34 protein-coding genes and 1 pseudogene are annotated in these 24448 nt (G+C 69.2%); 21 read left to right on the forward strand and 14 right to left on the reverse strand.

Annotated features, from left to right (window positions below):
- Window positions 1-102 precede the first annotated feature (102 nt).
- Both ACIPEK_RS12790 and mca read right to left on the reverse strand, forming a co-directional pair.
- Window positions 103-342, reverse strand: coding sequence for a hypothetical protein (locus tag ACIPEK_RS12790; protein ID WP_383075504.1), 240 nt, complete (start codon window positions 340-342; stop codon window positions 103-105).
- Between the two features lies 1 nt (window position 343).
- Window positions 344-1225 carry a mycothiol conjugate amidase Mca gene (gene mca, locus ACIPEK_RS12795; RefSeq protein WP_401994386.1) on the reverse strand — a complete coding sequence of 294 codons (882 nt, stop codon included), beginning with the start codon at window positions 1223-1225 and terminating at the stop codon, window positions 344-346.
- A 157-nt stretch (window positions 1226-1382) separates the two neighbouring features.
- Between mca and ACIPEK_RS12800 the strand changes: the two genes are divergently transcribed.
- Window positions 1383-1799, forward strand: coding sequence for a DUF4307 domain-containing protein (locus tag ACIPEK_RS12800; RefSeq protein ID WP_401994389.1), 417 nt, complete (start codon window positions 1383-1385; stop codon window positions 1797-1799).
- A 183-nt stretch (window positions 1800-1982) separates the two neighbouring features.
- Window positions 1983-2480: a transcription elongation factor GreA gene (gene greA / locus ACIPEK_RS12805; protein ID WP_266358450.1), complete on the forward strand. Its 498-nt coding sequence runs from the start codon at window positions 1983-1985 to the stop codon at window positions 2478-2480.
- A 180-nt stretch (window positions 2481-2660) separates the two neighbouring features.
- On the opposite strand, the gene ilvA is transcribed toward greA, so the two are convergent.
- Window positions 2661-3890, reverse strand: a complete 1230-nt coding sequence (gene ilvA / locus ACIPEK_RS12810) for a threonine ammonia-lyase (RefSeq protein WP_383075510.1) — start codon at window positions 3888-3890, stop codon at window positions 2661-2663.
- 156 nt (window positions 3891-4046) lie between these two features.
- On the opposite strand from ilvA, the gene ACIPEK_RS12815 reads away from it, so the two are divergent.
- The 4 genes from ACIPEK_RS12815 to ACIPEK_RS12830 all read left to right on the forward strand — a co-directional run bounded on the left by ACIPEK_RS12815 (window position 4047) and on the right by ACIPEK_RS12830 (window position 5663).
- Window positions 4047-4577, forward strand: a complete 531-nt coding sequence (locus tag ACIPEK_RS12815; RefSeq protein ID WP_383962822.1) for a MarR family winged helix-turn-helix transcriptional regulator — start codon at window positions 4047-4049, stop codon at window positions 4575-4577.
- 87 nt (window positions 4578-4664) lie between these two features.
- On the forward strand, window positions 4665-5159 hold the full coding sequence (locus ACIPEK_RS12820; RefSeq protein ID WP_401994695.1) for a sigma factor-like helix-turn-helix DNA-binding protein: 495 nt from the start codon (window positions 4665-4667) through the stop codon (window positions 5157-5159).
- Window positions 5156-5407 (forward strand): hypothetical protein, encoded by a 252-nt coding sequence (locus tag ACIPEK_RS12825; protein WP_401994393.1) that lies wholly within the window; start codon window positions 5156-5158, stop codon window positions 5405-5407. The genes ACIPEK_RS12820 and ACIPEK_RS12825 overlap by 4 nt, the downstream gene beginning before the upstream one ends.
- Window positions 5408-5471: 64 nt before the next feature.
- Window positions 5472-5663, forward strand: coding sequence for a DUF1059 domain-containing protein (locus tag ACIPEK_RS12830; protein WP_114246326.1), 192 nt, complete (start codon window positions 5472-5474; stop codon window positions 5661-5663).
- 65 nt (window positions 5664-5728) lie between these two features.
- On the opposite strand, the gene ACIPEK_RS12835 is transcribed toward ACIPEK_RS12830, so the two are convergent.
- Window positions 5729-6874, reverse strand: coding sequence for a cystathionine gamma-synthase (locus tag ACIPEK_RS12835; RefSeq protein ID WP_093900087.1), 1146 nt, complete (start codon window positions 6872-6874; stop codon window positions 5729-5731).
- Window positions 6875-6942: 68 nt separating this feature from the next.
- Between ACIPEK_RS12835 and ACIPEK_RS12840 the strand changes: the two genes are divergently transcribed.
- The 4 genes from ACIPEK_RS12840 (at window position 6943) to msrA (ending at window position 12027) form a co-directional block, all read left to right on the forward strand.
- A complete protein-coding gene (locus ACIPEK_RS12840) occupies window positions 6943-8046 on the forward strand; it encodes a hypothetical protein (protein ID WP_401994397.1) in 1104 nt (367 codons plus the stop codon).
- 424 nt (window positions 8047-8470) lie between these two features.
- Window positions 8471-10075: a M48 family metallopeptidase gene (locus ACIPEK_RS12845; RefSeq protein WP_401994400.1), complete on the forward strand. Its 1605-nt coding sequence runs from the start codon at window positions 8471-8473 to the stop codon at window positions 10073-10075.
- Between the two features lie 92 nt (window positions 10076-10167).
- A complete protein-coding gene (locus ACIPEK_RS12850) occupies window positions 10168-11265 on the forward strand; it encodes a hypothetical protein (protein ID WP_401994403.1) in 1098 nt (365 codons plus the stop codon).
- Between the two features lie 90 nt (window positions 11266-11355).
- Complete coding sequence (gene msrA / locus ACIPEK_RS12855; RefSeq protein WP_401994406.1) at window positions 11356-12027, forward strand: peptide-methionine (S)-S-oxide reductase MsrA; 672 nt, start codon at window positions 11356-11358, stop codon at window positions 12025-12027.
- A gap of 21 nt (window positions 12028-12048) precedes the next feature.
- On the opposite strand, the gene ACIPEK_RS12860 is transcribed toward msrA, so the two are convergent.
- The 4 genes from ACIPEK_RS12860 to ACIPEK_RS12875 form a co-directional block, all read right to left on the reverse strand.
- Window positions 12049-12510, reverse strand: a complete 462-nt coding sequence (locus ACIPEK_RS12860; RefSeq protein ID WP_401994409.1) for a hypothetical protein — start codon at window positions 12508-12510, stop codon at window positions 12049-12051.
- Between the two features lie 40 nt (window positions 12511-12550).
- A complete protein-coding gene (locus tag ACIPEK_RS12865) occupies window positions 12551-12784 on the reverse strand; it encodes a hypothetical protein (protein ID WP_401994411.1) in 234 nt (77 codons plus the stop codon).
- Window positions 12785-12895: 111 nt separating this feature from the next.
- Window positions 12896-13315, reverse strand: a complete 420-nt coding sequence (locus ACIPEK_RS12870; protein WP_401994414.1) for a hypothetical protein — start codon at window positions 13313-13315, stop codon at window positions 12896-12898.
- Window positions 13206-14378 (reverse strand): recombinase family protein, encoded by a 1173-nt coding sequence (locus ACIPEK_RS12875; protein WP_401994417.1) that lies wholly within the window; start codon window positions 14376-14378, stop codon window positions 13206-13208. Before ACIPEK_RS12875 ends, ACIPEK_RS12870 begins: the two co-directional genes overlap by 110 nt.
- 42 nt (window positions 14379-14420) lie before the next feature.
- On the opposite strand from ACIPEK_RS12875, the pseudogene ACIPEK_RS12880 reads away from it, so the two are divergent.
- From ACIPEK_RS12880 to ACIPEK_RS12890, 3 genes and pseudogenes are all read left to right on the forward strand, one after another.
- Window positions 14421-14534 (forward strand): annotated as a pseudogene (locus tag ACIPEK_RS12880) (peptide-methionine (S)-S-oxide reductase); the annotation flags it as partial.
- A gap of 77 nt (window positions 14535-14611) precedes the next feature.
- Window positions 14612-15229, forward strand: coding sequence for a DUF6461 domain-containing protein (locus ACIPEK_RS12885; protein WP_401994420.1), 618 nt, complete (start codon window positions 14612-14614; stop codon window positions 15227-15229).
- A 264-nt stretch (window positions 15230-15493) separates the two neighbouring features.
- The gene (locus tag ACIPEK_RS12890; RefSeq protein WP_401994423.1) at window positions 15494-15964 is read left to right on the forward strand and encodes a DUF5959 family protein; all 471 of its coding nucleotides are present in this window, start codon (window positions 15494-15496) and stop codon (window positions 15962-15964) included.
- A gap of 15 nt (window positions 15965-15979) precedes the next feature.
- Here ACIPEK_RS12890 and ACIPEK_RS12895 read toward each other — a convergent pair whose 3' ends face one another.
- From ACIPEK_RS12895 to ACIPEK_RS12905, 3 genes are all read right to left on the reverse strand, one after another.
- Complete coding sequence (locus ACIPEK_RS12895) at window positions 15980-16249, reverse strand: hypothetical protein (protein WP_401994425.1); 270 nt, start codon at window positions 16247-16249, stop codon at window positions 15980-15982.
- A 351-nt stretch (window positions 16250-16600) separates the two neighbouring features.
- Window positions 16601-16801 (reverse strand): DUF397 domain-containing protein, encoded by a 201-nt coding sequence (locus ACIPEK_RS12900; RefSeq protein ID WP_266913484.1) that lies wholly within the window; start codon window positions 16799-16801, stop codon window positions 16601-16603.
- Between the two features lie 10 nt (window positions 16802-16811).
- On the reverse strand, window positions 16812-17660 hold the full coding sequence (locus ACIPEK_RS12905) for a helix-turn-helix domain-containing protein (RefSeq protein WP_401994429.1): 849 nt from the start codon (window positions 17658-17660) through the stop codon (window positions 16812-16814).
- 256 nt (window positions 17661-17916) lie between these two features.
- Here ACIPEK_RS12905 and ACIPEK_RS12910 point away from each other — a divergent pair, with 256 nt between their 5' ends.
- The 7 genes from ACIPEK_RS12910 (at window position 17917) to ACIPEK_RS12940 (ending at window position 20145) form a co-directional block, all read left to right on the forward strand.
- The gene (locus ACIPEK_RS12910) at window positions 17917-18378 is read left to right on the forward strand and encodes an ATP-binding protein (protein ID WP_401994432.1); all 462 of its coding nucleotides are present in this window, start codon (window positions 17917-17919) and stop codon (window positions 18376-18378) included.
- Between the two features lie 157 nt (window positions 18379-18535).
- Window positions 18536-18757 carry a hypothetical protein gene (locus ACIPEK_RS12915; RefSeq protein WP_401994435.1) on the forward strand — a complete coding sequence of 74 codons (222 nt, stop codon included), beginning with the start codon at window positions 18536-18538 and terminating at the stop codon, window positions 18755-18757.
- Window positions 18744-18917, forward strand: a complete 174-nt coding sequence (locus ACIPEK_RS12920; RefSeq protein ID WP_401994438.1) for a DUF6879 family protein — start codon at window positions 18744-18746, stop codon at window positions 18915-18917. The genes ACIPEK_RS12915 and ACIPEK_RS12920 overlap by 14 nt, the downstream gene beginning before the upstream one ends.
- On the forward strand, window positions 18914-19252 hold the full coding sequence (locus ACIPEK_RS12925) for a DUF6879 family protein (RefSeq protein WP_401994441.1): 339 nt from the start codon (window positions 18914-18916) through the stop codon (window positions 19250-19252). Before ACIPEK_RS12920 ends, ACIPEK_RS12925 begins: the two co-directional genes overlap by 4 nt.
- 26 nt (window positions 19253-19278) lie before the next feature.
- Window positions 19279-19500 carry a hypothetical protein gene (locus tag ACIPEK_RS12930; protein ID WP_401994698.1) on the forward strand — a complete coding sequence of 74 codons (222 nt, stop codon included), beginning with the start codon at window positions 19279-19281 and terminating at the stop codon, window positions 19498-19500.
- Entirely contained in the window at window positions 19500-19643 is a 144-nt protein-coding gene (locus tag ACIPEK_RS12935) for a hypothetical protein (RefSeq protein WP_401994444.1), read from the forward strand. Before ACIPEK_RS12930 ends, ACIPEK_RS12935 begins: the two co-directional genes overlap by 1 nt.
- Window positions 19644-19737: 94 nt before the next feature.
- Complete coding sequence (locus ACIPEK_RS12940; RefSeq protein WP_401994447.1) at window positions 19738-20145, forward strand: YrdB family protein; 408 nt, start codon at window positions 19738-19740, stop codon at window positions 20143-20145.
- 59 nt (window positions 20146-20204) lie between these two features.
- On the opposite strand, the gene gdhA is transcribed toward ACIPEK_RS12940, so the two are convergent.
- Window positions 20205-21542, reverse strand: a complete 1338-nt coding sequence (gdhA, locus tag ACIPEK_RS12945) for an NADP-specific glutamate dehydrogenase (RefSeq protein ID WP_401994450.1) — start codon at window positions 21540-21542, stop codon at window positions 20205-20207.
- 204 nt (window positions 21543-21746) lie between these two features.
- Window positions 21747-21917, reverse strand: a complete 171-nt coding sequence (locus ACIPEK_RS12950) for a hypothetical protein (RefSeq protein WP_401994453.1) — start codon at window positions 21915-21917, stop codon at window positions 21747-21749.
- A gap of 241 nt (window positions 21918-22158) precedes the next feature.
- On the opposite strand from ACIPEK_RS12950, the gene ACIPEK_RS12955 reads away from it, so the two are divergent.
- Window positions 22159-23766, forward strand: coding sequence for a hypothetical protein (locus ACIPEK_RS12955; RefSeq protein ID WP_401994701.1), 1608 nt, complete (start codon window positions 22159-22161; stop codon window positions 23764-23766).
- Here the strand turns inward: ACIPEK_RS12955 and ACIPEK_RS12960 are convergent.
- Entirely contained in the window at window positions 23756-24268 is a 513-nt protein-coding gene (locus ACIPEK_RS12960; protein WP_401994456.1) for a hypothetical protein, read from the reverse strand. The two genes, ACIPEK_RS12955 and ACIPEK_RS12960, sit on opposite strands and share 11 nt — an antisense overlap.
- Window positions 24269-24448: the final 180 nt, after the last annotated feature.

Here is a 24448-nt window from a genome sequence, read left to right on the forward strand (position 1 = left end):
GTCCGGCGTGTGAGGACGTCTTCCACCCCGGCCGGGCACAACCGCCCCGTCCGGCGCCAGGCGAACGGGGCGGCCACCGGATGCCCCGGTACCGCCCCGCGCCTACTTCCGCTTCGCGGACCCCGCACCCGCGGCAACGGCGCCGCCGGACGCCGCCTCCGGGTCCGGGGCCTCCTCGAAGTCGACCTTGCCCATGTGACGGTTCATGGACTTCATCAGCAGCCACACGCCCGCGGCGAGCGCCGCGAAGACGATGAAGCCGAGAACGCCGGGGGTCACCTTGTTCTTGTCGAGCTCATCGGCAAGCGGAACGAGGTCGGTCAGTGCCTGGGTCGCGTACATATCAGGCATTGTCGCGGATGCCCGCGAAGAGGTCGCTCTCGGGGAGGGAGGTATCGACGAGAGACTTCGCCAGCTCGTACTCCTCGGTCGGCCAGACCTCCTTCTGGATCTCCATCGGAACGCGGAACCAGCCGCCGTCGGGGTCGATCTGCGTCGCGTGCGCGATCAGCGCCTTGTCGCGGATCTCGAAGAAGTCCGCGCACGGAACATGCGTGGTCAGCGTGCGTTCGTCGCGCTCGAACTCCTTCCAGCGCTTCAGCCACTCGCCGTACGGGGACTCCAGGCCACGGGCCAGCAGCGCCTCATGGAGCGCCACCGTGCGCGGCCGGTTGAAGCCCTGGTTGTAGTAGAGCTTCTGCGGCTGCCAGGCCGGACCGAACTCCGACTCGGGGAACGTCTCGGAGTCCGACGCGCCGTCGAACGCGATCATCGTGATCTTGTGGGTCATGATGTGGTCAGGGTGCGGGTACCCGCCGTTCTCGTCGTACGTCGTGACGACCTGCGGCCGGAACGCACGGATGCTGCGGACGAGACGCCCTGCGGCCTTCTCCTCGTCCTCCAGCGCGAAGCAGCCCTCGGGCAGCGGCGGCAGCGGGTCGCCCTCGGGCAGACCCGAGTCGACGAAGCCGAGCCACTCCTGCTCGACGCCCAGGATCTCCCGGGCCTCGTCCATCTCCTTCTTGCGCACCTCGTGGATGTTCTCCTCGATGTACGCGTCGCCCTGGAGCTTCGGGTTGAGGATGGAGCCGCGCTCGCCTCCCGTGCAGGTCACGACCAGCACGTCCACCCCCTCGGACACATACTTGGCCATGGTGGCCGCGCCCTTGCTCGACTCGTCGTCGGGGTGGGCGTGAACGGCCATCAGTCGCAGCTGCTCAGTCAAGACTCGATCCTCGTTGAGTTGATTGGACGCCATGAAGAGGTGTCGTCCCGAAGGGACGTCGGTCCGGGGTGGCGGTCGGGTGGCGGGTGGCAGGCTTCTATAGTGACCGAACCGGGGGGCGGAAAATTCCTCGATCCCCGGCACGGGAGGAACGATCATGACTGCGGTGCGCGAAGCGCTTCCGGACAACCGCTACGGCCGCTCCGCGGACCAGAGCGCGGACCGCAAACTCAAGATCATCGGTTCGGTGCTGGGCGCCGCCCTTCTCGGCGTGATCGGCTGGATCGGATACGACTACGTCGCCGGCCAGGGCATCAGCGCCGAGGTGATCAAGTTCAAGGTCGTCTCGGACCAGCGGGTCGATGTGCACCTGGAGGTGCGCAAGGGCACCGACACCAAGGGCTACTGCACGCTCCGCTCGCAGCACGAGGACGGCAGCGACGTGGCCCGCAAGGACTTCCGCTTCGACGACCGCACGGACCGTATCGACCGCGTCCTGTCGTTGCGCACGACAGCCAGGGCGACCAACGTCGAGCTGCTGGGCTGTACCGACGACGGCGGGGCGGCACAGTGACCGCCGCACGCCGACGCTGAACCGCTGTTGTAGCCGCTGACCTGCACATATGCAGTCCTGACGGTTTACCTCCTCCCCCTTTTCCTGGGGAATTGTTAGGCTCGTGGTTTCGCCCACCCGTGGAGGCACATGCTTACGGGTAGGGCGATGCTTTGTATTCCCAGTACCGACGAGGAGCACCCTGTGACCCAGACCAGCGAAAACGTCACCTGGCTCACGCAGGAGGCGTACAACCAGCTCAAGGCCGAGCTGGAGTACCTGTCTGGTCCCGCGCGCACGGAAATCTCCGTAAAGATCGCGGCGGCCCGTGAGGAGGGTGACCTCCGGGAGAATGGCGGGTACCACGCGGCCAAGGAGGAGCAGGGCAAGATGGAGTTGCGGGTGCGCCAGCTCACCCAGCTCCTGGAGCACGCGAAGGTCGGCGAGGCACCTGCCGACGACGGCGTGGTCGAGCCCGGCATGGTTGTGACGATCGCCTTCGACGGCGACCCGGACGACACGATGACCTTCCTGCTCGCCTCGCGCGAGTACGCGAGCTCGAACATCGAGACGTACTCCCCGCAGTCGCCGCTCGGCACCGGCGTGAACGGCAAGAAGATGGGCGAGGACGCCGAGTACGAGCTGCCGAACGGCAAGACGGCCACCGTGAAGATTCTCGCGGCGAAGCCTTACACCGGCTGATCCCGCACCACTGATGCGGGGAGCCTCCGGCCCGACGGGCCGGAGGCTCCCCGCATGTGCGGCGTCCCCCGGACCGTGACCCGCCGGCACTTTCGCACCGCCGGTGTGCGCAGGACCACCAGGATCAGCAGCGACCGGAGCAGCGACACCCGGACCGCGACACCTCGCGGCACACAAGGCTCAGCCCATCACCAGATAGCCCGCGTCGTGCAGCGCCGCCGAGACCTCCTCGCAGTGCTCCGGCCCCTTCGTCTCCAGCTGCAGCTCCACCTCGACCTCGGTGAGCCCGAGCCGGGGATCGGTCCGCACATGGCCGATGTCCAGGACGTTGGCGTCGACGACCGAGAGCACGGCCAGCAGCGTGGCCAGCGCGCCGGGGCGGTCGGTCAGCCGCAGCCGCAGGCTCAGATAGCGGCCGGCCGCCACCATGCCGTGGGTCAGGATGCGCTGCATCAGCAGCGGGTCCACATTGCCGCCCGACAGCAGCGCGACCACCGGCCCGCGGAACGACTTCGGATCGCTCAGCAGCGCCGCGACCGGGCTCGCACCGGCCGGTTCCACCACCAGCTTCGCCCGCTCCAGACAGAGCAGCAGCGCACTGGACAACTCGTCCTCGGAGACCGTACGGACCTCGTCGACCAGCTCCCTGACCAGCTCGAACGGCACATCACCGGGGCGCCCCACCTTGATGCCGTCCGCCATCGTGTTCAGCGGGCCGATCGACACCGGGTGCCCCGCGGCCAGCGACGGCGGATAACAGGCCGCGCCCGCCGCCTGCACACCGACGATCCGCACATCGGGCCGGACCGCCTTGACCGCCACCGCGATACCCGCGGCGAGACCACCGCCGCCGATCCCGACGACGATGGTGCGCACCTCGGGACACTGTTCGAGGATCTCCAGGCCCACCGTGCCCTGGCCGGCGATGATGTCGGGGTGGTCGAAGGGGTGGATGAAGACCGCACCCGTCTCCTGCGCGTACTCCTGGGCAGCGGCCAGCGTCTCGTCGACGACATGGCCGTGCAGCCGGACCTGTGCCCCGTACTGGCGGGTGGCGGCCACTTTCGGCAGCGGCGCACCGACCGGCATGAAGACCGTCGACCGTACGCCGAGCAGAGCAGAGGCGAGTGCGACACCCTGCGCATGGTTTCCGGCGCTGGCGGCTACGACTCCGGCCGCCCGCTCCACCGGGGACAGGCCCGCGATCCGTACATATGCACCACGCAGTTTGAACGAACCGGTCCGTTGCAGGTTCTCGCACTTGAAGTGGACCGGCGCGCCCACGAGCTCGGTCAGGTGGCGGCTGCCTTCCATGGCGGTCACTCTGGCCACGCCGGAAAGCATCTTCTGCGCCCCGCGGATGTCGTCGAGGATCAGTGGGGGAAAATGGCCGGGCGCACAGAAATTCATACCGTAAGTCTTGCAGCTCGGCAGGGTGCCGGACGCCTTGTACGGTCCCGTCCTGAGCCGTTGTCCACAGGTTTGTGCAGCACTGGTACGCGTTGCCCCGTGGCCGCGTACTCTGTCCCCCACCCATCCGACACCGCACGAAGAGAGCCCCCGGCCATGCCCCCTCAGGACATGACGACAGCTGCGTCTCCTTCCGGGGGCGCCACCCCCGAACCCACGGGTTCCGACCACGTCCTCGATGCGCTGCAGCACCAGGTCGCGGTATTCGCCCGCCGTGCCGAGCAGACCCGCCTCGGCGGTGTCGGCCAGGTGCGCAATTCCATGGACCGGGCCGCCTATCTGCTGCTCAACCGGCTGGACCGGGAAGGCCCGATGGGCGTCAAGGCACTGGCCGCAGGCATGGGGATCGACTCCTCGACCGTGACCCGGCAGGTCGCACCCCTCGTCGACACCGGTCTGGTCAAGCGCACCTCGCACCCGGAGGACGGCCGTGCCGTCGTGCTCCAGCTGTCGCCGCGCGGCCAGGCACGGCTGGACGAGGTCCGCGAATCCCGGCGCGAGCTCATGACACAGGTGACGGACGACTGGACGGCCGAGGAGCGCGAGACGTTCTGCACGCTGCTCACCCGGTTCAATCTGGCACTGGCCGCCCGCCAGACCTCGCCCCAGGCATCCCCGGCCGGCTAGCGGGAGCGGCAGCACCTGACGGTGCTGCGCAGGCTGTCGGGCGCACGCCTCTTGACCAGGAGCCCGGCAACGGCTCGGATGAGGACTGTGCGAGAGCGCCAGGCGGGCCGGGAGCGGCGCCGCGCCCAGGAGTTCGAGACCTTCGTGGCGGGCGCGGCCGGCCGACTGCTGCACACGGCCACGCTGCTGACCGCCGAGCCCATGCAGCCGCCCGGAGCGAACCCCCGGGCCCAGCGGATGCTCACGTCCGCGCTGGCACGCACGTACGCGCAGTGGGGGCGGCTGCGCGGCGAGGACCCGTACGACCGCACCCGGCGGGAGCTGGCCATCCGGTTCGCCCACGAGGTCTGGCGGCACCACCGGCCGCGCGGCGGGCTGCTGGACCGGCTGACGCCGCAGGAGCGTCTCGTTCTCGTGCTGCGGCTGTACGAGGGCGTCGCGGAGGAGCAGGCCGCGGCGCTGCTCGGGCTTCCGGTGGAGCGGATCCGGGCGATCTGCAACCGTTCGGTGGCCACGATGCGCGGCACCCGCCGGCCCACGGCGCGGTGGGGGTTGCAACGGCCGCTGGGGATCGCGCCATGAGCCGCAGCAGCAGGCGCGAGGACGAGGTCCGGCGCATGCTGGACGGCCGGCATCCGCAGGTGCCCGCCGATCTGGCACAGCGGGCGACGGAGCGCGGCGGCCGACTGCTGCACCGGCGCCGTTTCGCCCGCAGGCTGGTGCTGCTGGTGGCGTTCGCCGCGGTGGTCGCCTTCACGGTGTGGGCGCTGAAGGCGCAACCGTGGCAACTGCCTCCCACCGAGACGACGCCGTCGCTGGACAGTTGGTGAGGGCCGGTCCGGGGCGAACTATCCTGGAACGAGGCGCCACGGGGAACCGGCCGAGGAGGCTGCGATGACCAGGAAAGTCGCCGACTGCCGCAAGTATCCGAGCGTCACGAACTGCTCGCTCACCATCTCCGGCGAGGAAGAAGAAGTCGTGAGGGCCGCGGCGGAGCACGCGGTCTCCGTCCATGAGCACACCGACAGCCCGGAACTGCGCGAACAGATCCGGGCGTCGCTGGACGACGAGAAGGCCGGCGTCTGAGAGTGCCGAGGGCGGCCGGGCCCGAACGATCGAGCCCGCCCGCTTCCGCTCGGCCCCGAGAGCCCCTAGCCGAGCGCCTGCGTCAGATCGGCGATCAGGTCGTCGGCGGACTCGATGCCGACGGAGAGCCGGACGAGGTCGGCCGGCACCTCCAGCGGGGAGCCGGCCGCCGAGGCGTGCGTCATGCGGCCCGGGTGCTCCACGAGGGACTCGACGCCGCCCAGGGACTCACCGAGGGTGAACAGCTTCGCCCGGTTGCAGACGTGGACCGCCGCGTCCTCGCCGCCCACGACGCGGAAGGACACCATGCCGCCGAAGGCCTTCATCTGCTTGGCGGCGACCTCGTGGCCCGGGTGCTCGGGCAGCCCCGGGTAGAGGACCTGGGTGACCTTGGGGTGCCGGGTCAGCAGATCGGCGATCTTCGTGGCGTTCTCGCTGTGCCGGTCCATGCGGACCGCGAGGGTCTTGATGCCGCGCAGCACCAGCCAGGCGTCGAACGGTCCGGCGACCGCGCCCATCGCGTTCTGGTGGTACGCCAACTCCTCGGCCAGTTCCGGGTCGTTGACGATCAGCGCACCGCCGACGACGTCCGAGTGGCCACCCATGTACTTCGTTGTGGAGTGCACCACGACGTCGGCGCCCAGGGCGAGGGGCTGCTGGAGGTAGGGGCTGGCGAAGGTGTTGTCGACGACCAGTCGTGCACCCGCCGCGCGGGCCACACCGGCGATCGCGGCGATGTCGGTGATACCGAGCAGCGGATTGGACGGGGTCTCCACCCAGATCGCCTTGGTGCGCGGGGTGATCGCCGCCCGTACCGCCGTCACGTCCGAGGTGTCGGCGACCGAGAAGTCGACGCCCCACCGCGAGACGACCTTCGCGAACAGCCGGAACGTGCCGCCGTAGGCGTCGTTCGGGATGACCACATGGTCGCCGGGGGTGAGCAGCGTACGGAGCAGGCAGTCCTCGGCGGCGAGGCCGGAGGCGAAGGCGAGTCCGCGGCGGCCGCCCTCCAGGGCTGCGAGGTTGTCCTCCAGGGCGGTACGGGTCGGGTTGGCGCTGCGGCTGTACTCGTAGCCGCCGCGCAGTCCGCCCACGCCGTCCTGCTTGTACGTGGACACCTGATAAATGGGCGGAACAACGGCGCCGGTGAGGGGATCGGCGGTGTTTCCCGCGTGGATCGCGAGAGTCTCGAAGCTGTGCTGGTCGCTCATGGGGCCCGAGCGTAGTTCGTCGCGAGGGCGCCCACCGGGCTACCGGGCCGTCCGGTGACAATGGGGGCATGGAGATTCTCTGGTTCCTGATCGCACTGTGCATGCTCGCCGCGGTCATCGGCCCCTTCGTGCTGCGCCGCCGCGGCGGTATCCGTCAGGTCGCGCCCGGTTCCCCGGACGCCGCCGATCCGGACACCTACGGCTTCGTACGTCAGGAGGAGCTGGACATCCGGCTGCCGGGCCCGGACCAGGATCTTCTCGATGTGCTCGATGTCGTGCAGCGCTCCCAGGACTGGCGGGCGGCTTCGCAGTTGCTGGCCGGTACGCCCAAGGAGGGCGAGGTGCGGTGGCAGCGGGTGCAGGCGTTCGCCGGCGCCGCCTCGCTGGAGCTGGCGCAGCAGCCCGGTGTCGGTGGTTCGTGGCTGCGCAAGTGGCGGGCCGATGCGCCGAAGGACGCGGGCGGTGCGGCGGTGCACGCCGAATTCCTGGTGCAGCAGGCGTGGCGTTCGTCGACCGCGGGGACGGACGACTTCCGGATCATTCTGGAGGAGGCCCGTACGGTCTGCGGCGAGGCGGCGCTGCTGGCGCCGGGCGACCCCGTTCCGTACCTCGTCGAGCTGGCGGTCTCCCGTGGACTCGGTTACTCGCACGAGGAGTTCGACCGGCTCTGGGCGAAGGTGATCGACCGGGCCCCGGCCCACATGGGCGCGCACATCGCCGCGCTGCACTACTGGTGCGAGAAGTGGCACGGCTCCCGCGAGGAGGCCGACCGCTTCGCCACCACGGCCGCCGCCCGCGCCCCGCAGGGCTCCCTGCTGGCCGCGCTGCCGCTCTTCGCGGTGTACGAGCATCTGCCCGAGGTCAATCTCGTACAGGGCTTCTACCGGAGCGCGGTGGTGACCAAGGCGGTCGAGGGCGCCCTGTTCGCGGTGCACGCGGCCCGCGCCGACGACCCGATGCTCGCGCACGTCCGCCATCTGCTGGTGCTGTTCCTGGTCCGGATGGAGCGCTGGTCGGAGGCGATGAACCAGCTCGTCCACATCGACGGCCATGTGGGCGCGCTGCCGTGGACCCAGAGCCCCGACCCGGCCGCCGAGTACACGGTCCACCGGGCCCTGGCGGTGGCCGGCTACGAGGCGAACGGCGGCAGCCCGGCGACGCTGCCGCGGTAGTCCTGAGCCCCGGGGCCCGGCACTCGCTGTCGGCGAACGGCGCAGTCCCGCCACGCGCTGCCGCGGTAGTCGCGAGCCCCGGCACCCGCTGCCGAGGCGCTGCCCGGGCGACCGCCCGACAGCGGACGGCTGCCGGCGGCGAATGGCTGCCCGACGGCGAACCGGTGACACCGGCGGGGCAGCGGCCCGGTGACGCCGGGGGCGGCATAGCGGTGACGCCGGGGGCGGCGGACCGGTGACACCACCGGGGCGGCCGCCCGTCGCCCGTTCTCCGGGCGATGGCCAGGCCGGCACGCCGCGAGCCCCGGTCCCGGGCTGCCCGCATATCGCGTTGCCGCGCCCGTCCGCGGGACGACATACTCCGATTCCCCACGCGCACCACCGCCACCGCTTCCCGTCCCCTTCCCGTGGGGGAATCCGTCCGATGAGCCCAACTCTGCGTGCCGTGCGCGCCGTTGCCCTGTTCGCCGGCTTCTACCTGCTGGGCATCCTCCTGCTCGCCGTCCTCTGCGTCCTCGACTGGGCCGCGTTCCGCTGGACGTGGATCCCCGTCGCCGTGATGGTTCTCGCGCGCACCTCCTTGCCGGCGCTCCCGATCGTGCGAGGCATGTTCGTGCTGCGCATACCGAAGAACGACGATGTGCGTGGACTGCACGTCGACGAGACCCGGCAACCCCGGCTCTGGGCCATGGTCCGCGACCTCGCCGACCGGGTCGGCACCCGCACACCCGACGAGATCGTGCTCACCGACCAGGTGAACGCCTCGGCCGTCGAGGACACCAGGTTCCTCGGCCTGGTCGCCGTCCGACGCCGGCTCCACGTCGGGCTGCCGCTGATGGTCGGCTTGTCCGAGGCCCAGCTGCGTTCCGTGCTCGCGCACGAGATGATCCGTTTCGCCAACTCCGACACCCGCCTCACCGCAATCAACACGCGCGGCCGGATCCAGACCGCCCGCACCATCACCCACTTCCAGGAGTGGGTGGGCAAGGCTGTCGCCATGGAGCGGGCACGCCAGGAGAAGAAGGCCGCCAAGGCGCTCGCCAAGGGCAGGAAGGCCAAGAAGATCGACCCGAGCGACGCCGGTACCTCGCTCCGTAGGATGGCGGCGCTGTACCAGCGGTACGCCAATTTCTCCAGGCGCGTCACGCTGTCCGACACCCGCTGTGCGCAGTTCGCGGCCGACGCCGCCGCGGTGCGGATCGCGGGCCGTGACGTGACCGCGTCCGCACTGCGCGAAACCCAGGTTCTCCGCGACATGCACGAGGACTACATGGACACCTACGCCACGCTCGGCGTGGCGGCCGGGATGCTGCCCCCGCCCGGCCAGGTCCTCGGCGGTCTGCGGCATGTGCTGGCCGCGCGCAAGGACGAGCTGGACGAGATGCGCGACTCCCTGCCGTTCGAACCGTCCGCCCCTTACACGCATCCGTGGGTCACGGAACGTATCGCCCGGATCGAGGCGCTGCCGGACGACGGGCGCGCGTCGGAGCCCGTGGAACCGGCCCTGGGCCTGCTCGTCGACACCGGGCGCACACTGGCCGCTGTCGAGGAGCAGGTGCTGACACCTCAGATGCTGCGGCTGCGCCGCGTCGACTGGCCGGACCTGGTGCACGAGTCGATGACGACGTACGGGATGTGGTCGGCGCAGAAGTTCAGAACGGCGGTCGCCGAGGTGACCGGCGGCGACGGCTCGGTGACCGACGCGCTCGACGCGCTCGACGCGGGCGCACAGTGGCAGATCGCCGACCGCCTCCCCAAGTCCGACGAGGCCCGAGCGGCGACCGGACGCGCGGCCCGCGAGTTCGCCAGGCCCAAGCTGCGCGACGGGCTGAGGCAACTGGTCGAGAGCGAGTACGTGCGGCAGGGGCGGGCCCGCTGGCGACTGTCCTGGATCGACGACGACACGTCGCTGGAGTTGCCACGGGGCCACGAGGAAATGCTCCCGGCGGCGCTGGACGCGACGGTGGCGGATGTCCCGGACACGAAGTTGCTGCGCGAACTGCTCACCGTTCCCAGCCAGTGTGCATGAGTGAGTCCTGGACCCGCCCATGTGAACCCGCCGACAGCAACTCACAACCCCCTGACCGCCGTCCCCGCTTCCGACCCGGACCGGAACTTTCCATGACACCCCTGCTGCTCCTGTCGGCCGCCGCTCTGTGCGGGTACCTCTGGGCAAAGGCCCGGAAGAAGCCGCCGCAGACCGCGCAGAACACTCCCGGCCCGCCGGCGGCCACCGCGGAACTCGGCCTGGTACCGCCCGACGAACTCGACACCGCGGAGGCCTGCGCCCCCGACCCGCGCGACGAGGAGATACGCGCCACCGTCCGCTCCGGCGACTGGCGGGCGGGCGCCGCCTTCCTCGACGAAGCGGGCCGGGACTGGCAGGAGCGCTACCGGCGCGCCGCCGTCCTCCAGGACGAGGCCGCGGCCGACGACGCCTGGCTGCTGGCCTGGCGCGCCGCGCGGCCGAAGGACGCGGGTGCGGCCCTCGTGCACGCCGGTGCGTTGACCGGCGTCGCCGCACAGGTCCACGGTACGAAGCCGACGCAGCGCCCCACGTGGGAGCAGTCCTACGTCTTCCACCAGGTGATGGTCAGGGCCCGCGAGGCATGCCACGAGGCCCAGGCGCTGGCGGGCGACGACCCGTGTCCGTACGTCGCCGAGATCCCCTGCGCCCTGGGCCTCGGCTACACGCCCACCGAGTGCCGTGCCCTGTGGGCGGAGGTCGTCGAGCGCGAGGCGCCCCACCTCGCGGCCCACGACGCGGTGCTCCGGTACTGGTGCCACAAGTGGCCCGGCTCGCACGCGCAGGCCGAGTGTTTCGCACGCGAGGCGGCGCGGCAGGGCGCCCCCGGCCGGCTGCTCTCGCTGCTCCCGCTGTACGCCGCGTTCAAGCAGGAGCGGGCCGACCGGAACACGGATGAGGATGTGTACTACAAGAGCCCGGAGCTGATCGCCGCGGCGGACCTCTGCCTCGTCGACGTGGCCGCCGCCGTGGCGGCCGACCCCGGAGACCGGCGGATCCTCCAGGCCCGCCACCTGCTCGCCTGGACGCTGTACTGGCAGGACCGGTACGAGGAGGCGGTGGAGCAGTTCCGGGCGATCGACGGCCATTTCGATGCCGACGCCCCGTGGTCGTACTTCAGGGATCCGAAGAAGTACTACGTCCAATGCCGCGGCTACAGCGCCCGGCGGGTCGTGGAGGCGAACGGCAACTGACCGTCACGTACGCGGTGCGGGCGCCGGAATCTCCGGCGCCCGCACCGCGTTGTACGGACCGTAAACGCCAGCCCCCGGAGGAGCCGCCGCATGTTCCTGCACCGCCGTACCCCCCAGCTCCCCACCCCCGAGGAGGCACTGAAGGGCCGCCCCGCCCCCGAATTCACCGTCCCGTCCCGCCACACGGTCCTCGGCAACCCGCTGCTGGGCCCGTACCCGGAGGGTCTGGAGGTCGCGGACTTCGCGCTGGGCTGTTTCTGGGGCGCCGAGCGCAAGTTCTGGCAGACGGACGGCGTCTGGACGACGCTCGTCGGCTACCAGGGCGGCTACACCGAGAACCCCGCGTACGAAGAGGTCTGCTCGGGCCTGACCGGCCACACCGAGGCGGTCCGCGTCGTCTTCGACCCGAAGATCGTCTCGTACGCCGAGCTGCTGAAGCTGTTCTGGGAGTCCCACGACCCGACGCAGGGCTTCCGCCAGGGCAATGACGTCGGTACGCAGTACCGCTCGGCGATCTACACCCACTCCCCCGAGCAGGCGGCAGCGGTGGCGGCCTCCCGCGAGGCGTACCAGAAGGTCCTCACGGGCTCCGGGTACGGCGAGATCACCACGGAGATCCTCCCGGCGGAGGGCCGCACGTTCTGGCCTGCGGAGGCGCATCACCAGCAGTACCTGGACCGCAACATTAACGGCTACTGCGGCATCGGCGGCACGGGCGTTGCCTGCCCCATTGGCATCGCCGATTCTCCTGGAGACGAGTGATCCACAGGCCCGGTGCAGTCCTCAATTAACTGCGCTGTACTGGGCCAGGAAGGACTCGTACACCTCACGGCAGTCGGCAGCCATCTGTCGCTGCTCGGCTTCGGTGAGTGGCTGGATCGTCCCGATGTCTTCGGGAATGCGCTTCTTACTCAGGTGCATGACGTGCTTGCTTGCAAGATCCCACCATTCACCGATGCGCTTCCCGGCTTCGGTGTCAGCCTTCCAGCCCGGTACAAGATCTACAGCACGGAGATCTTTCGGCTCTCGCTTCTTGAACAAGAAGTCGGCCACCAGCCGCACATTGACCATGAAGGACTCGGTACAGGCAATCTCAACCGCGCGTGGCTCGATCGGCTGCCTGCCTGTGACGTAGTCCACCAGACCGTCGATCTGGCCGATGGCCTGCTGAACTATGCCGATCGCCCGGAGCTCCGGCGGGAGTTGGGCATTCCACCACTCAGGTGAGGGTCCTCTGTCAGTCATGCAGGGAGCATAGGCGCGCGACCTTCGAGCGGTCGCTCGGTCAGTCCGGGCCGAACGCATAGACATGCAACGCATCGAGATGCAGCTCGTAGGGGCCGTAACAATCAGCGGCGAGCGTGGCCACCCGGGCGCCACAGGGACAGGCACGGTTGAGTCCGCTGTCTCCGGACGGACCGCAGCATCCGCCGCTGTTCTCCCAGCCCGACAGCGGCTGGAGATCAGGCGCGTCTTCGGGGTGGATCACGATGTTGTTGCGCGGCCCGGCCGAGACCATTGCCCCCCTTAGTCGCGCTGCCAGGGCCCACACGGCCGCGCAGGTCTGCCGCACACCGAACGAAGGGGCACCATCCAGATGGCAGTGCCCCTTCCCGCTTCAGCTCCCCGGTCAGTCGCGCCACTTCGGGACCAGCAGATCAGGGTTGAACGGACGACGTCCCCCGCCACCCACCGGCAGCACGATTACCGCGTGCAGAGCTTCCCTGATCAGGGCACGCTTCTGCGCCAGGTCCAGCCTGCCCGAGGTCCAGCGCTTGCGTACGTCACCGGTGACCTCAACGGCCCGCTGCTGACTCAGAACGTGGCGTGTCCTGTCTGCGCGGAGTTCCTTGACGCGCGCTTCCATCTTCTGATTCTCCGGGAAGAACAGCTCATCCGAGATCTGGTCCTCCTGCCATGCCTGGAGCAGCTTGCGCTGCTTACCCGTCAGGCGGTCCAGTTCTTCCTCCCCTCCCCATTTCTCGTCGGCACGCGTCTTCTTGACCGCCCTCTCTTCCAGCTTGGCGAGTACGGCCTCCGTGAAATTCATCAACCTTGGCACCGTTGCGCCCAGTACCACCGCAGCCGCCCATCTCTTTGCTGGGACACTGATAGAGGTATCCCCCGGAGAGGTCCGCTCGTGCGGTCGCCCGAAGGGGCGAGTTGCAGATCTGCCCGTCCTCGCCAGGCTTTCCGCATCGGAGGATTCCCGTCAGCAGGTACGACGGGGTGCGGTGGTCCGTAACTGATCCATCAGCCCTCACATTGGGGCCGACGCGGGCCGAGAAGACAGCGTCGATAGCCATCCACTCCTTGGGCGTGATGATGGGCTCCCAGAGGCCCACGATAGGCACACCGTTGGCATCACGCACCAGCTCGCCGTTGTGCTTTCGCCAGCCGCACAGCCGCGGGTTCCACAGCGCGAGCTTGAGGGAGCGGCTCGCCCACTTCTTGTCGTTGATCGTGCGGACGCCGGCCTCCTGCCACTCACGCAGGATCGAGTGGAGCGACTTGCCCGCGATCACCTCGCGGGCAGCCTCTGCCAGCCACGCCGCCTCCTCGGGCTCCAGCGTGAGCTTGTCGTCCCTCCAGCCGAACGGGCGCTTCCCTCCCACCGGGATGCCCAGCTCAGCGCGGGCACGGTGCGAGCGGCGCGCGCGCCGCTGCATCTTGCGCACCTCCATCTTGGAGATGACGACGCCGAAGAGACCCATGGACTCCACGTCTTCGCTGTAGAGGTTCTTCGACCCCTTGGCGTCGGCGTAGAGCCGTCCCTCCTCGTACGTGAGCGCGTCCACGAACCGCTCGTAGTCGCCCGCCCGGCGCGTAAGTCGGTCGTCCGCGACCACGATGACGCCGCGCACCGGTTGACCGTCCGGCATGTGTCCCAACTTGAGCGCCTTCACCATGGCCTCGAAGTCCGGACGTACCACGGCTGCCTTGGCCGCCGACATGTCGTTGTCGGTGTAGCGGTGCACGATCGTCCAGCCGAGACGAGCCGCCGTCTCCCCGTTCACCTTGTGCTGGTCCTCGACGCCGTGGCCGTCCCTTGCCGTATCGGCGGAGATACGGGCGTACGAGACAGCCGGGATCACCGGTGCCGCTTCGTTCACTTCCCACCCCTTTTACGAAGAGTCACTAATTCTGCGCAAAGAGAAGTGGTATGCCAGCCGTATCTGGACAAGAACCCGGCGGATTACTGCGGGATCGGCGGGACGGGTGTCTCGTGCCCGATCGACGTAGCACCGGCGCCGTCGACCGAGGACTGACACGGCAGGGCCCGGTCCGGTGATCCGGCCCGGGCCACTCACCAGGCGGTGTCAGTGGCGACTGCCATGCTTGCGCCATGTCTGAAGCAACTGCCCATGACTATCTGTGGTTCGACGAGCACTTTCCCGCTCTGGCCGAGGCGTACTGCGTCACGCTGGTCCGCGGGCTGACTCCCGACACCCTGCTGACGCAGATGGGCGCGACGGACCTGCGTCGCGTCACCGGCGTCGACGACCTGCAAGAGCCCGCATACGAGGCCTGGGACACGCATGACGGGGACCGGTTGTTCGCCGGTGTGACCAGGGTCGGCGAGTGGGCGCTGATGATCGAGCCCAACGGCTACCTCGGAATCACGGACGAACTCATCGGACCGCTCTCACGAGGAACCACGGCCGTGTCGCACTTCCGCAACGTCAACGCCGTTGACCACTTCAACTGGTATGAGAACGGCGAGCTGCGGCTCCACTTCGAACCGCTCTTCGCCTACGCACGCGATGGCAGCGACCCCGACGGTTCGGTGGACACCATGCGCGCGGCAGGCTTCGATCTGAGTGAGGACGACGAGCGGGACTTCAACCTGCACTCGGAAGCCGCCTTCGCGCTCGCCGAGCGCCTCACGGGCCTACGACTCACCCGCGAACTACTCAACGTGTCCGAGTTCTTGGGCGGGGCAGTACCCCTGCCCCGCACCTGACGGCAGGCATCGCCGAGCACATGGCAGCGCACGCTCGCAGGGACGGGCTGCCCCGCCCGAGGGCCAGATCACACGCGCCGTGAAGCGCAAGCTCAAGATGCTGCCGTGCCGACTCCACGCGATCGGCGGATGCCTCACCGGCACCGGCCTGGCCCTGGACCGCTGCTCGCGTCGAACGTTTGCCAGGGGCCTCTTGCGTCCGCGCGCGCCCCATGGGAGAGGATGCACGGTACTCGCACCAGCAAGGCGAAGCGGAGGCGCACCGTGGGAGAGCCGGAACCAGTCGACCTGATTCACCTGGTGGACGCAGACGGCGACCGCTGCGTCGTTCGCGTCACCGGGCGCTATCAGCCCGGCGTTCTGACCGGGCATGACACCCTGCGCGCCGATGTCCTGGTGTCCACCAGCTTCCTCGACGCACGCCTTGAGCTCTACCTCTCCCAGCGGGATCTCGCCGCCTGGGAACACGACCTCGAAGGGCTGGTACCGGGTGGCGACGTGGGAATCGGCGACGGCCGGGGGCTGGAGCTCGGCATTCGACTCAACGAGGATCAGTCCGTATCCGTGACGATCAACGACCCCGACCGGCTCTCCACCTCCTTCTGGATCCAGCCACCGGCCGACTGGATCCAGGACCACCGACTCCGGCTGGACCGACTCCGACAGATCTGGCCGAGCGAGGTCATCGAGACCGCACCCATGGCCTACGAATGGAGCCCGGACCGCAGGAACTAGGCAGCTACGGCACGGTCATCGGGAGCCAAGCCGCCCGTTGGGACCCGGAGCGTCGAGCGATACGTAAGTCAGCGGGCGGACGTGCCACTCGATGTGCCGGCCACCACGCAGCAGGAGCGTGAACCCACAGGGCTCGCCGCGATGGAGCGCCCCCAGGGCCTGCATCCAGCCGCCCTTGTCGGACCAGTAGAGGGCACGGGCCAGCTCGTGCGGCGTGAGGCCGAAGAGGTGGTTCGCCCGGAGCTGGACGCGGATGGCTCGGATGGCCTCCTGGGGCGTGGCCATGATGCGCAGATCGATCGGCTCGGGGACGAAGCCCGTGGCGGGGCCGTAGCGGAGAGCCTCGAACCGGTAGCCGTGCTCGACGACCGGCGATAAAGGGCTGCGGGTGTGGGGAGTTGTACGAATGGCCGACCATCCGATCGCAGCGTGCGGCAGTCCGCCTCAAGTGGTGTGCGGACAGGTGGGGTTACGGCGCCTCGCGGCAGGGTGGAGCGCTCGGCTCCGCCGGAGTGGCGGCGTAGGGGGACGGTAGCGTCACGGGGGCAGGGGGTGCAACATTGGTACGTCCCAAAGTTGCGCCGGGCGCGCGAAACGCCCCCCGTCGTGCAGCCGGAGGGCGCTTGCGGCTCAGGATCAGATCAGGTGGTCGAACTCCCCAGCCTTGACGCCGAGCACGAAGGCGCGAAGTTTGGCGACGCTCGTGGTGACAACGACGTCCGGGTCGTCGCTCTCGCGCATTTTGATCGAGCCGTCGACGGGGGCCAGTTCGATGCAGCTCTGATTGTTGTCTGCACCAGAGAAAGAGGACTTCTGCCAGTTGATTGCGTCGGTCATGCGGGTGGGCTCACATTTCCTTTGCGATGCGTTGAATGAATTGGGCGGACTCCTTCGCGTCGAGCGAGATGGACTCGATGGAGTCAAGTAGGGTTCGATATCGGGCCAGTTGGGCCTCGGCGTCCAGGAAGCCCGCATCGAAGGCGCTGTCCAGTTGGACGGTGTCAAGCGCCGGGACGCCGGCCCCGGCGTACAGCGTCGAGTGCACGGAACCAGTGATCTGCCTGGCGAACGGGATGATGCGGATCGTCGCCGACGGCCAGGTCGAGACCTCGCACAGGAAGGCGAGTTGACCCCGCATGGTGTCGCGGTCGCAGTACCGCATGCGCAGCGCCGCCTCATGAATGAATGCCTCGAAAGGTGTGGGCGAGGGCCGGTCGAAAATGTCGCGCCGCCTGGTGCGGTGCTCGACTCGGGCGTTCAGCTCGTCGGCGGGAAGGTTGGAAATTCCACTCCGGATAATGGCTCGCGCATACGACTCCGTCTGGAACACGCCGGGGATGTTGAGCATTTGAATGGCGCGGATATAGGACGCCTTGTGCTCAAGCTCGGCCAGATCAAGGAACCCGGGTGAGAGTATTCCGCGGTAGTCGTCCCACCATCCCTTGGTGCGTTCCTCGGCCATGTCGGCCAGTGCGTCGACCAGATGCTTGTCGGTGGCCGAGTAGTGGGCCGCGAGCCGTCGTACCCGGTCACTGCTCACTCCGTACCGACCGGACTCGATGTGGCTGATCTGGGCCCGCTCGCCGCCCAGATACGCAGCGGCTTCACTCCCGGACATCCCGGCACGCTCGCGAAGCTTGCGAAGTTCCGCACCCAATCGCCTCTGCCTGGCGGTCGGATAGTTCCTTGGTGGCATGAACCCTCCCCTATATGCGGGTACGAGTCTGCCGCCCCATTGCACCAGCGGTCCACTCGTACGGGTGCTACGACCGTCACACTGTTGCACCGTCCCATTGTTGCGCCCTAGCGTCCCGTGATGCCGAGACGGCGATTGACCGGCCCGAAGTGCAGCCCCCCGTAAGCAAGTTGACAGCGAACGGCAACGGCCAATGCCACGGACCACGCCCACCACCCCGCGCCCCGGTGACCGCATCACGCAAGGGAGACCGCCCATGACCCCCGTAACCGCCCCTCCCCCACCTATCCCCTACCTCCCCCAGCGCGGCGAGCGCTACCGCATCGTCGCACCGAACACCCCCACCGCGCCCAAGATCGTGCGGGACTTCGTGGCCACGGTGCTGTGGGCCAGCGGGCACCCCCGCCTCGTCGACGACGCCCGGCTCTGCGTGAGCGAGGTCGTCTCCAACGCGTACTGCCATACGCGCACCCCGCAGGTCCGAGTGGAAGTCACCGTCAACCAGCGGCAGGTGACGGTGTACGTGACGGACGACGAACCCGGCCACCTGCCCACGCCGCCGCCCCCGCGCGTCCCCGGGCCGGAGGCCGACGCGGATGAGGGCGGCCGGGGACTCGTCCTCGTGGACGGTCTCGCCGCCCGGTGGGGGACCACCGCGCACGGAGGACGGTCGCCGCACTCGAAGACCGTGTGGTTCACCCTCGCCGCCGAATGCTGAGGCGTCCCGAGTCCGTTCCGGCTACGGCATTGGGCGGCACGGCTGGCCTACGCACCTTCGTTTCCGACAAGGCAGCAGCTTTCCTGTTCTGGAAAGGATCAGCGCTTGACCCCGCCGTGACCGTCTCGGGAGCATCAAGCGGGACAGCCACACGCCGATGCCAGGGGGAACGATGCTGCGGAAGCTGACAGGTGATCCGAACTGCAAGAACGGCACGTGCCCGACCCTGTGGGCCACCGAGGACGAGAAGAACTACATCGTGCAGGGGTACGCAATCACTGATCCTGAACGGCTCGCACAGCTAGCCCTGCCAGAGGGAGAGACGGCAGTCATGGTCCCGGTCGCCATGCTGGAGGAGTACTTCAATGCTCGACGGTGAGGCTTTCGGGCAGCTCTTCGAGACCTTCGAGCGGACTGCCTTCCGTCTGGAGACCCTGGCTGTGTACGACGTCGAGGAAGAGGCCGAGGAGATGGCCCGCTTCCTGGCCGGCGAGCCCATGGGCCCGGAGTGGGACGACAACCGTGGGTCCGGTCGATGACCGACAAGGGCAAGCAGGTGTCCCGCGTGCACGTCCTGACCTCCCCGCTCACCGACTACCTGCGCTACGAGCTGTCCGCTTACCCCGGCAACATCAGGGCCGGAGAGTGCATCGGGATCACCGACCTGTCTGAGCTGTCCGTACACGGCCTGCCAGATCACGACTTCTGGCTCTTCGACGACCGCGAGGTGTACCGCATGCACTACACCGATACTGGCAAGTTCATCGGCGCGGAGTTGCTGCCTGCCGACCGGCTGCCCGAGTACCGGGCCTACCAGGACACGGCCCAGGCGTACGCCACCCCCTTCACGGAGTACTGGGAGAGCCACCACTGACAGCAGACGGATCGATCGGCAGAGCCCTGCGGGCACTGCGGGAGACATCGGGGCTGACCGGTGACACCGTGGGCCGCAGGGCTTCCATGTCCGCAGGCAAGCTGTCGAAGATCGGGGAGTACCCCGGCGCTACCAGGGTGGCCACCAAGACGGGCTTTTTTGATCGAGATCCGACCGCCTGTTGCCATGGCTACCGAGGTGCCTACCTGACGGCTTCGTCCTGCGAGCGTGCTGAGGGGTACGAGTGATGGGCAGTGGTGTCGCGTACGCCGACCCCGAGCTGATCACCCACAATGTCGAAGCCCACGACTATCTGCCGCCCGCTGAATTCATGGCGGCGGTGCTGTCCTCCGACGCTGTCGCCCGAGCTTGCAAATCCCTGCTCGTCTAGTCTCGACAGGGCGGTTGAGCTGCGGAAAGCCGCGCCCGGCCGGTCACCGTTCCCGGCAGGGATCGACCACCGCGCGAAGAGGAGTTCCCCACCGATGACGAGCGAAGGCCGCAGCACTCCTGCCGCCCCGGCCGGCCGGCCCTGGTTCATGGCCAACGAACTTCTCGCGTTCGTCGTCGAGTTGGTGGCGCTGGCTGCTCTGGCCCGGTGGGGTTTCGTCACCGGGGACGGCACGGCTGCTCGGCTGCTGCTGGGGCTCGGGACGCCGGCGGTGGCCATCGTGCTCTGGGGGATGCTCGCCGCCCCTCGCGCCCGCTTCCGGCCGCCTCTCGCGGGGGTGCTGCTGGTCAAGGCGGTGGTGCTCGGCGGCGGTGTGTACGCGGTCCACGCGGTGGGGCATCCGGTGGCGGCGGTGTTCTTCGGCGTCGTCGTGGTCGTGAACACGGCCCTGGCGGAGACCCTTCGGCGCCGCACACCGCAGCGCGGAGCGCCGGCTGCCTGACGTGACAGCGGCCCGGCCGCGGAAAGCGGCCGGGCCGGTGTGGCGTCGGATCGGCCGGATCAGATGAGCCCCTGCGCCAGCATCGCGTCCGCGACCAGTTCGAAGCCGGCGATGTTGGCGCCCACCACGTAGTTGCCCGGGCTGCCGTAGCGCTCCGCGACCGTGTGGCAGGAGTCGTGGATGTGGCGCATGATCTCCGCGAGCCGCTCCTCGGTGTGGGCGAACGTCCAGGAGTCGCGTGAGGCGTTCTGCTGCATCTCCAGGGCGCTGGTGGCCACGCCGCCCGCGTTGGCCGCCTTGCCGGGGGCGAAGGCGACGCCCGCGTCCTGGAGGATGCGTACGGCCTCCGGGGTGGTGGGCATGTTGGCGCCCTCGGCGACCGCCTTCACGCCGTTGCGTACGAGGGCCAGGGCATCGGCCTCGTGCAGTTCGTTCTGCGTGGCGCAGGGCAGGGCCACATCGCAGGGGACGTTCCAGAGGCCGGTGCCGGGGACGAACCTGACGTGTTCGCCGCGGCGCTCCGCGTAGTCGGAGACCCGGCCGCGGCCGGCCTCCTTGATCTCCTTGAGCAGGGCGAGGTCGATGCCCTTCTCGTCCACGACGTACCCGTCGGAGTCGGAGCAGGTCACCACGGTCGCGCCGAACTGCTGGGCCTTCTCGATCGCGTAGATCGCGACATTGCCCGAGCCCGACACGGCAACGCGCTGCCCGTCGAGGGACTCGCCACGGCTGCGGAGCATCTCGGCGGTGAAAAGCACACAGCCGTACCCGGTCGCCTCGGTGCGCGCCTGGGCACCGCCCCAGCCCAGGCCCTTTCCGGTGAGGACACCGGACTCGTAACGGTTGGTGATCCGCTTGTACTGGCCGAACAGGTAGCCGATCTCGCGGCCGCCGACACCGATGTCACCGGCGGGGACATCGGTGTACTCGCCGAGGTGACGGTGGAGTTCGGTCATGAACGACTGGCAGAACCGCATGATCTCGGCGTCGGAGCGGCCCTTCGGGTCGAAGTCGGCGCCGCCCTTGCCGCCGCCGATGGGCATGCCGGTGAGCGCGTTCTTGAAGATCTGCTCGAAGCCGAGGAACTTCACGATGCCGAGGTTGACCGAGGGGTGGAAGCGCAGCCCGCCCTTGTACGGTCCGAGCGAGCTGCTGAACTCGACCCGGAAGCCGCGGTTCACATGGATGTCGCCGGAGTCGTCGGACCACGGCACCCGGAAGATGAGCTGGCGCTCCGGCTCGCAGATGCGCTCGATGATCCGGGCGTCCACGAACTCCGGCCGCTGTTCGAGGACGGGGCCGAGGGTCTCCAGGACCTCCCGTACCGCCTGATGGAATTCCTTCTCGCCCTGGTTGCGGCGGAGAATCTCCGCGTACAGCGGCTCGATGACACTCATATGGGTCATACCTTCCCTGGGTCGGCATCGCGCGCGTGGGTGCCCCGTCCCGGGGGCACCAGCGGTCCCCCTCCCCATTGAGGGCGTCGCCCAGACATCGCACGCTCTGCGGCTCACGGAAGCGACGTACAGAACCGTTGTGGCATATCGATTGTCCAGGTGGCCCCGGAAAATCGTTCACCGCGTCCGCATTCTGGGCCGGGTCTACGACTCCGCCGGGCGGCGCAGCATCCACAGCCCCGTCCCGGACGCGAGGACGACCACGCCGGAGACGACACTCAGCGCGATGTGCAGAGCGCCGTCGTCCATGAAGAAGTTCAGGGAGACATTCGCGGCGATCGCCGCGCAGAGCACGGTCCAGAGCAGTGCTTTCATGAGCTTCGCCTTCCGTTGTCGGGTGATGGATCCATTCTCCCGGCACGTATCCGCCGTCACGAGGGACCGGTCCCCCACATCCGTGGTGTAGCCAGCTGAACCGTCGTGCGGTTCGAACGGTCCCGTTAGGGTTTGCGAGGTGGGGATCACCGAGAGAGCTGCGACGCGCGAGCGGAGAGACGAGCGGGTCGGCGCCGGTGTGCGCCGAGCGGTCACGGATCCGGACTCGGCGCGGTGGTGGGTGCCGGGTCTCGCGGTGCTGGTCGTCGTGCCGTTGTACCTCGTGTGGGCGCTGGCGCTGGCCACCGGCGGCGGCGATCTGGCGGCGCAGTCCGCCTGGGCCTCCTTCGCGTCCCGGCATCCGTGGTCCGCGTACAACCTCTCCTGGTACGGAGGGGCGCACACCGCCAACTACAGCCTGCTGACGCCGCCGCTCATGGCGATGTTCGGGGTGCGGGCCGTCACCGTCGCCGCCGGCCTCTGCGGGTCGTGGGCGCTGGGGCGGCTCTGTGTGCGGACCGGGGTGCGGTGGCCGGTCGCGGTCTCGGTGCTGGGGTCGTTGGTGCTCTGGTGCAATGTCGCGTCCGGGCGTACCACGTTCGCCATGGGCGTGGCGATCGGGCTGGCCGCGCTGTTGTACGTACGACACCGTGCGGGCGTCGCCGCGGGCTGCGCGGCGCTGGCGACGGCGGCGAGTCCGGTGGCGGGGCTGTTCGTGGTGGTGGCGGGTGCGGCGTACGGGCTCGACCGGCAGTGGCGGCGGGCGGCCGTGCTCCTCGTACCGCCGTTCGCGGTGGTGGCGGCGACCACGGTGCTGTTTCCGTTCACGGGCGAACAGCCGATGGCTCCGGGGAAGTTGTGGATGCCGTTGGCCGCCTGCGCGGCCCTGTGGCTCGCGGCGCCGCGCGAGGGCGGCTGGCGGGTGGTCCGGTTCGCGAGCGTGGTGTACGCGGTCGGTGTCGTCCTGACCTTCCTGGTCCCCTCGCCCATCGGGACGAATGTGGAGCGGCTGGTGGGGGTGGCCGGCCCGCCCGTGCTGCTCGCCGCGGCACTGGCCACCCTGGCTGGTTGGGCGCGGGGCGGTCTGCTGCTGCGGGTGCGGGCGGTCGTGCTCGTCGGGATGCTCGCGTTCAGCACCGGCTGGCTGGTCGACAAGACCGATGACGATCTGCGGGTCTCCACCACCGTGCCCGCCTGGGCGGCGCACACCGACGGTGTGGTCGCCGAGCTGCGCAGGATCGGTGCCGAACGGACCCGGGTGGAGGTCGTACCGGCCCGAAATCACCGGGAGGCGTCCGTGCTCGCGCCGCATGTGAACATGGCGCGCGGCTGGAACCGGCAGCTCGACGTGGAGCGCGGGCGGCTGTTCTACGAGGGAAAGCCGACTCCGGCGGCGTACCGCGCCTGGCTGGACCGGTGGGGCGTGGGTCTCGTGGTGCTGCACAGCGGCAGGCCGGACGGCCCGGCCGAGGCGGAGGCGGAGATCGTCCGGCGCGGGACCGACTGGCTGGAACCGGTGTGGCAGGACGCGGGGTGGCGGATCTACCGGGTGCGGGGCGCCGTCCCGCTGGTCTCCGCGCCGGGCGCCGTCGTCGGCGGGGACGACGCCTCGCTGGTGGTACGGATGCCCGCCGCCGGATCGGTGACGGTACGGATCGCGTACTCGCCCTGGTTGCGGGCCGACGGCGGCGGGTGCGTACGGCAGGACGGCGAGTGGACGCGGCTCACGGTGGAGCGGGGCGGCGAGTACCGGCTGGACTCGCACTACCGGCTGTGGCCGTCCGGGGCTTGCCGGCAGACGCCGCCGGCCGGTTCGGCGGTGACGCCGAGGCCGGGGTTCAGTCGGTGACGCCAAGGTCCTGACGCATCAGTTCCCGCATCGTGTCGAGGCAGGGGTCGGCCGCTCTCAGGTCCTCCAGGGCCCGTTCGACGCTCTCGCCGTCACGGGCGAGGCCCCGGTCGAGGCGTTTGATGGCCGCGTCACCGAGGGCGAGGACCCGGTTGAGGTCGCGGGACGCCTGCAGTATCCGTTCGGGGACGATCATCTGAGCCTCGGCGTAACGGTCGCGGTGGTCGAGGCGGGCCTCTTCGAGCTGGGTGCGTTCCTGCTCGGTGTACACGCCGTCGCGGATGCGGTGCAGAGCGTCCTTGAGGAGTGTGTGGAACTGCCGGGAGGCCCGGTTCATGGCCGTGTACTGAGCGCGCCGCTCCTCGAACTTCCGCTGTTCACCGACCAGTCGGGCCTCTTCGGTGCGCTGACGCGCGGTCAGGCGCTGTGCGAGCACCGGGGCGAAGAGGGTGCCGAGCACCCCGACTACTGCGGTGATCATGGCGGTGATGGCGGCGGTCATGACCGCGAGATTAATGCGGCGTACGGGGCAGCGGGAAAGTGGTCCCGGGCACACGGTGAGCGGCAATCGGACATGATGCCGTGATGACCACGTCGCCGGGGCACAGACGTAACCGAAGCTGTTCCGCGCAGGCCTTGCCGGCCGGCCGCACACCGCCCGGACCGGGGCATCCGGGACCCG

Source organism: Streptomyces sp. NPDC088246, assembly GCF_044741025.1.
Lineage (GTDB): Bacteria > Actinomycetota > Actinomycetes > Streptomycetales > Streptomycetaceae > Streptomyces.

What these genes read in the sequence shown, in the direction of transcription:
- msrA (WP_401994406.1), top strand. Translation starts at nt 11,356, where the DNA reads ATGTTCCTGCACCGCCGTACCCCCCAGCTCCCCACCCCCGAGGAGGCA.
- ACIPEK_RS12840 (WP_401994397.1), top strand. Translation starts at nt 6,943, where the DNA reads ATGGAGATTCTCTGGTTCCTGATCGCACTGTGCATGCTCGCCGCGGTC.
- ACIPEK_RS12815 (WP_383962822.1), top strand. Translation starts at nt 4,047, where the DNA reads ATGCCCCCTCAGGACATGACGACAGCTGCGTCTCCTTCCGGGGGCGCC.
- gdhA (WP_401994450.1), bottom strand. Translation starts at nt 21,542, where the DNA reads ATGAGTGTCATCGAGCCGCTGTACGCGGAGATTCTCCGCCGCAACCAG.
- ACIPEK_RS12925 (WP_401994441.1), top strand. Translation starts at nt 18,914, where the DNA reads ATGACCGACAAGGGCAAGCAGGTGTCCCGCGTGCACGTCCTGACCTCC.
- ACIPEK_RS12830 (WP_114246326.1), top strand. Translation starts at nt 5,472, where the DNA reads ATGACCAGGAAAGTCGCCGACTGCCGCAAGTATCCGAGCGTCACGAAC.
- ACIPEK_RS12935 (WP_401994444.1), top strand. Translation starts at nt 19,500, where the DNA reads ATGGGCAGTGGTGTCGCGTACGCCGACCCCGAGCTGATCACCCACAAT.
- ACIPEK_RS12905 (WP_401994429.1), bottom strand. Translation starts at nt 17,660, where the DNA reads ATGCCACCAAGGAACTATCCGACCGCCAGGCAGAGGCGATTGGGTGCG.
- ACIPEK_RS12895 (WP_401994425.1), bottom strand. Translation starts at nt 16,249, where the DNA reads ATGGCCACGCCCCAGGAGGCCATCCGAGCCATCCGCGTCCAGCTCCGG.
- ACIPEK_RS12865 (WP_401994411.1), bottom strand. Translation starts at nt 12,784, where the DNA reads ATGGTCTCGGCCGGGCCGCGCAACAACATCGTGATCCACCCCGAAGAC.
- ACIPEK_RS12900 (WP_266913484.1), bottom strand. Translation starts at nt 16,801, where the DNA reads ATGACCGACGCAATCAACTGGCAGAAGTCCTCTTTCTCTGGTGCAGAC.
- ACIPEK_RS12910 (WP_401994432.1), top strand. Translation starts at nt 17,917, where the DNA reads ATGACCCCCGTAACCGCCCCTCCCCCACCTATCCCCTACCTCCCCCAG.
- ACIPEK_RS12950 (WP_401994453.1), bottom strand. Translation starts at nt 21,917, where the DNA reads ATGAAAGCACTGCTCTGGACCGTGCTCTGCGCGGCGATCGCCGCGAAT.
- ACIPEK_RS12850 (WP_401994403.1), top strand. Translation starts at nt 10,168, where the DNA reads ATGACACCCCTGCTGCTCCTGTCGGCCGCCGCTCTGTGCGGGTACCTC.
- ACIPEK_RS12790 (WP_383075504.1), bottom strand. Translation starts at nt 342, where the DNA reads ATGTACGCGACCCAGGCACTGACCGACCTCGTTCCGCTTGCCGATGAG.
- ACIPEK_RS12940 (WP_401994447.1), top strand. Translation starts at nt 19,738, where the DNA reads ATGACGAGCGAAGGCCGCAGCACTCCTGCCGCCCCGGCCGGCCGGCCC.
- ACIPEK_RS12800 (WP_401994389.1), top strand. Translation starts at nt 1,383, where the DNA reads ATGACTGCGGTGCGCGAAGCGCTTCCGGACAACCGCTACGGCCGCTCC.
- ACIPEK_RS12860 (WP_401994409.1), bottom strand. Translation starts at nt 12,510, where the DNA reads ATGACTGACAGAGGACCCTCACCTGAGTGGTGGAATGCCCAACTCCCG.
- ACIPEK_RS12835 (WP_093900087.1), bottom strand. Translation starts at nt 6,874, where the DNA reads ATGAGCGACCAGCACAGCTTCGAGACTCTCGCGATCCACGCGGGAAAC.
- ACIPEK_RS12960 (WP_401994456.1), bottom strand. Translation starts at nt 24,268, where the DNA reads ATGACCGCCGCCATCACCGCCATGATCACCGCAGTAGTCGGGGTGCTC.
- ACIPEK_RS12885 (WP_401994420.1), top strand. Translation starts at nt 14,612, where the DNA reads ATGTCTGAAGCAACTGCCCATGACTATCTGTGGTTCGACGAGCACTTT.
- ACIPEK_RS12845 (WP_401994400.1), top strand. Translation starts at nt 8,471, where the DNA reads ATGAGCCCAACTCTGCGTGCCGTGCGCGCCGTTGCCCTGTTCGCCGGC.
- ACIPEK_RS12920 (WP_401994438.1), top strand. Translation starts at nt 18,744, where the DNA reads ATGCTCGACGGTGAGGCTTTCGGGCAGCTCTTCGAGACCTTCGAGCGG.
- ilvA (WP_383075510.1), bottom strand. Translation starts at nt 3,890, where the DNA reads ATGAATTTCTGTGCGCCCGGCCATTTTCCCCCACTGATCCTCGACGAC.
- ACIPEK_RS12915 (WP_401994435.1), top strand. Translation starts at nt 18,536, where the DNA reads ATGCCAGGGGGAACGATGCTGCGGAAGCTGACAGGTGATCCGAACTGC.
- ACIPEK_RS12870 (WP_401994414.1), bottom strand. Translation starts at nt 13,315, where the DNA reads ATGAATTTCACGGAGGCCGTACTCGCCAAGCTGGAAGAGAGGGCGGTC.
- ACIPEK_RS12825 (WP_401994393.1), top strand. Translation starts at nt 5,156, where the DNA reads ATGAGCCGCAGCAGCAGGCGCGAGGACGAGGTCCGGCGCATGCTGGAC.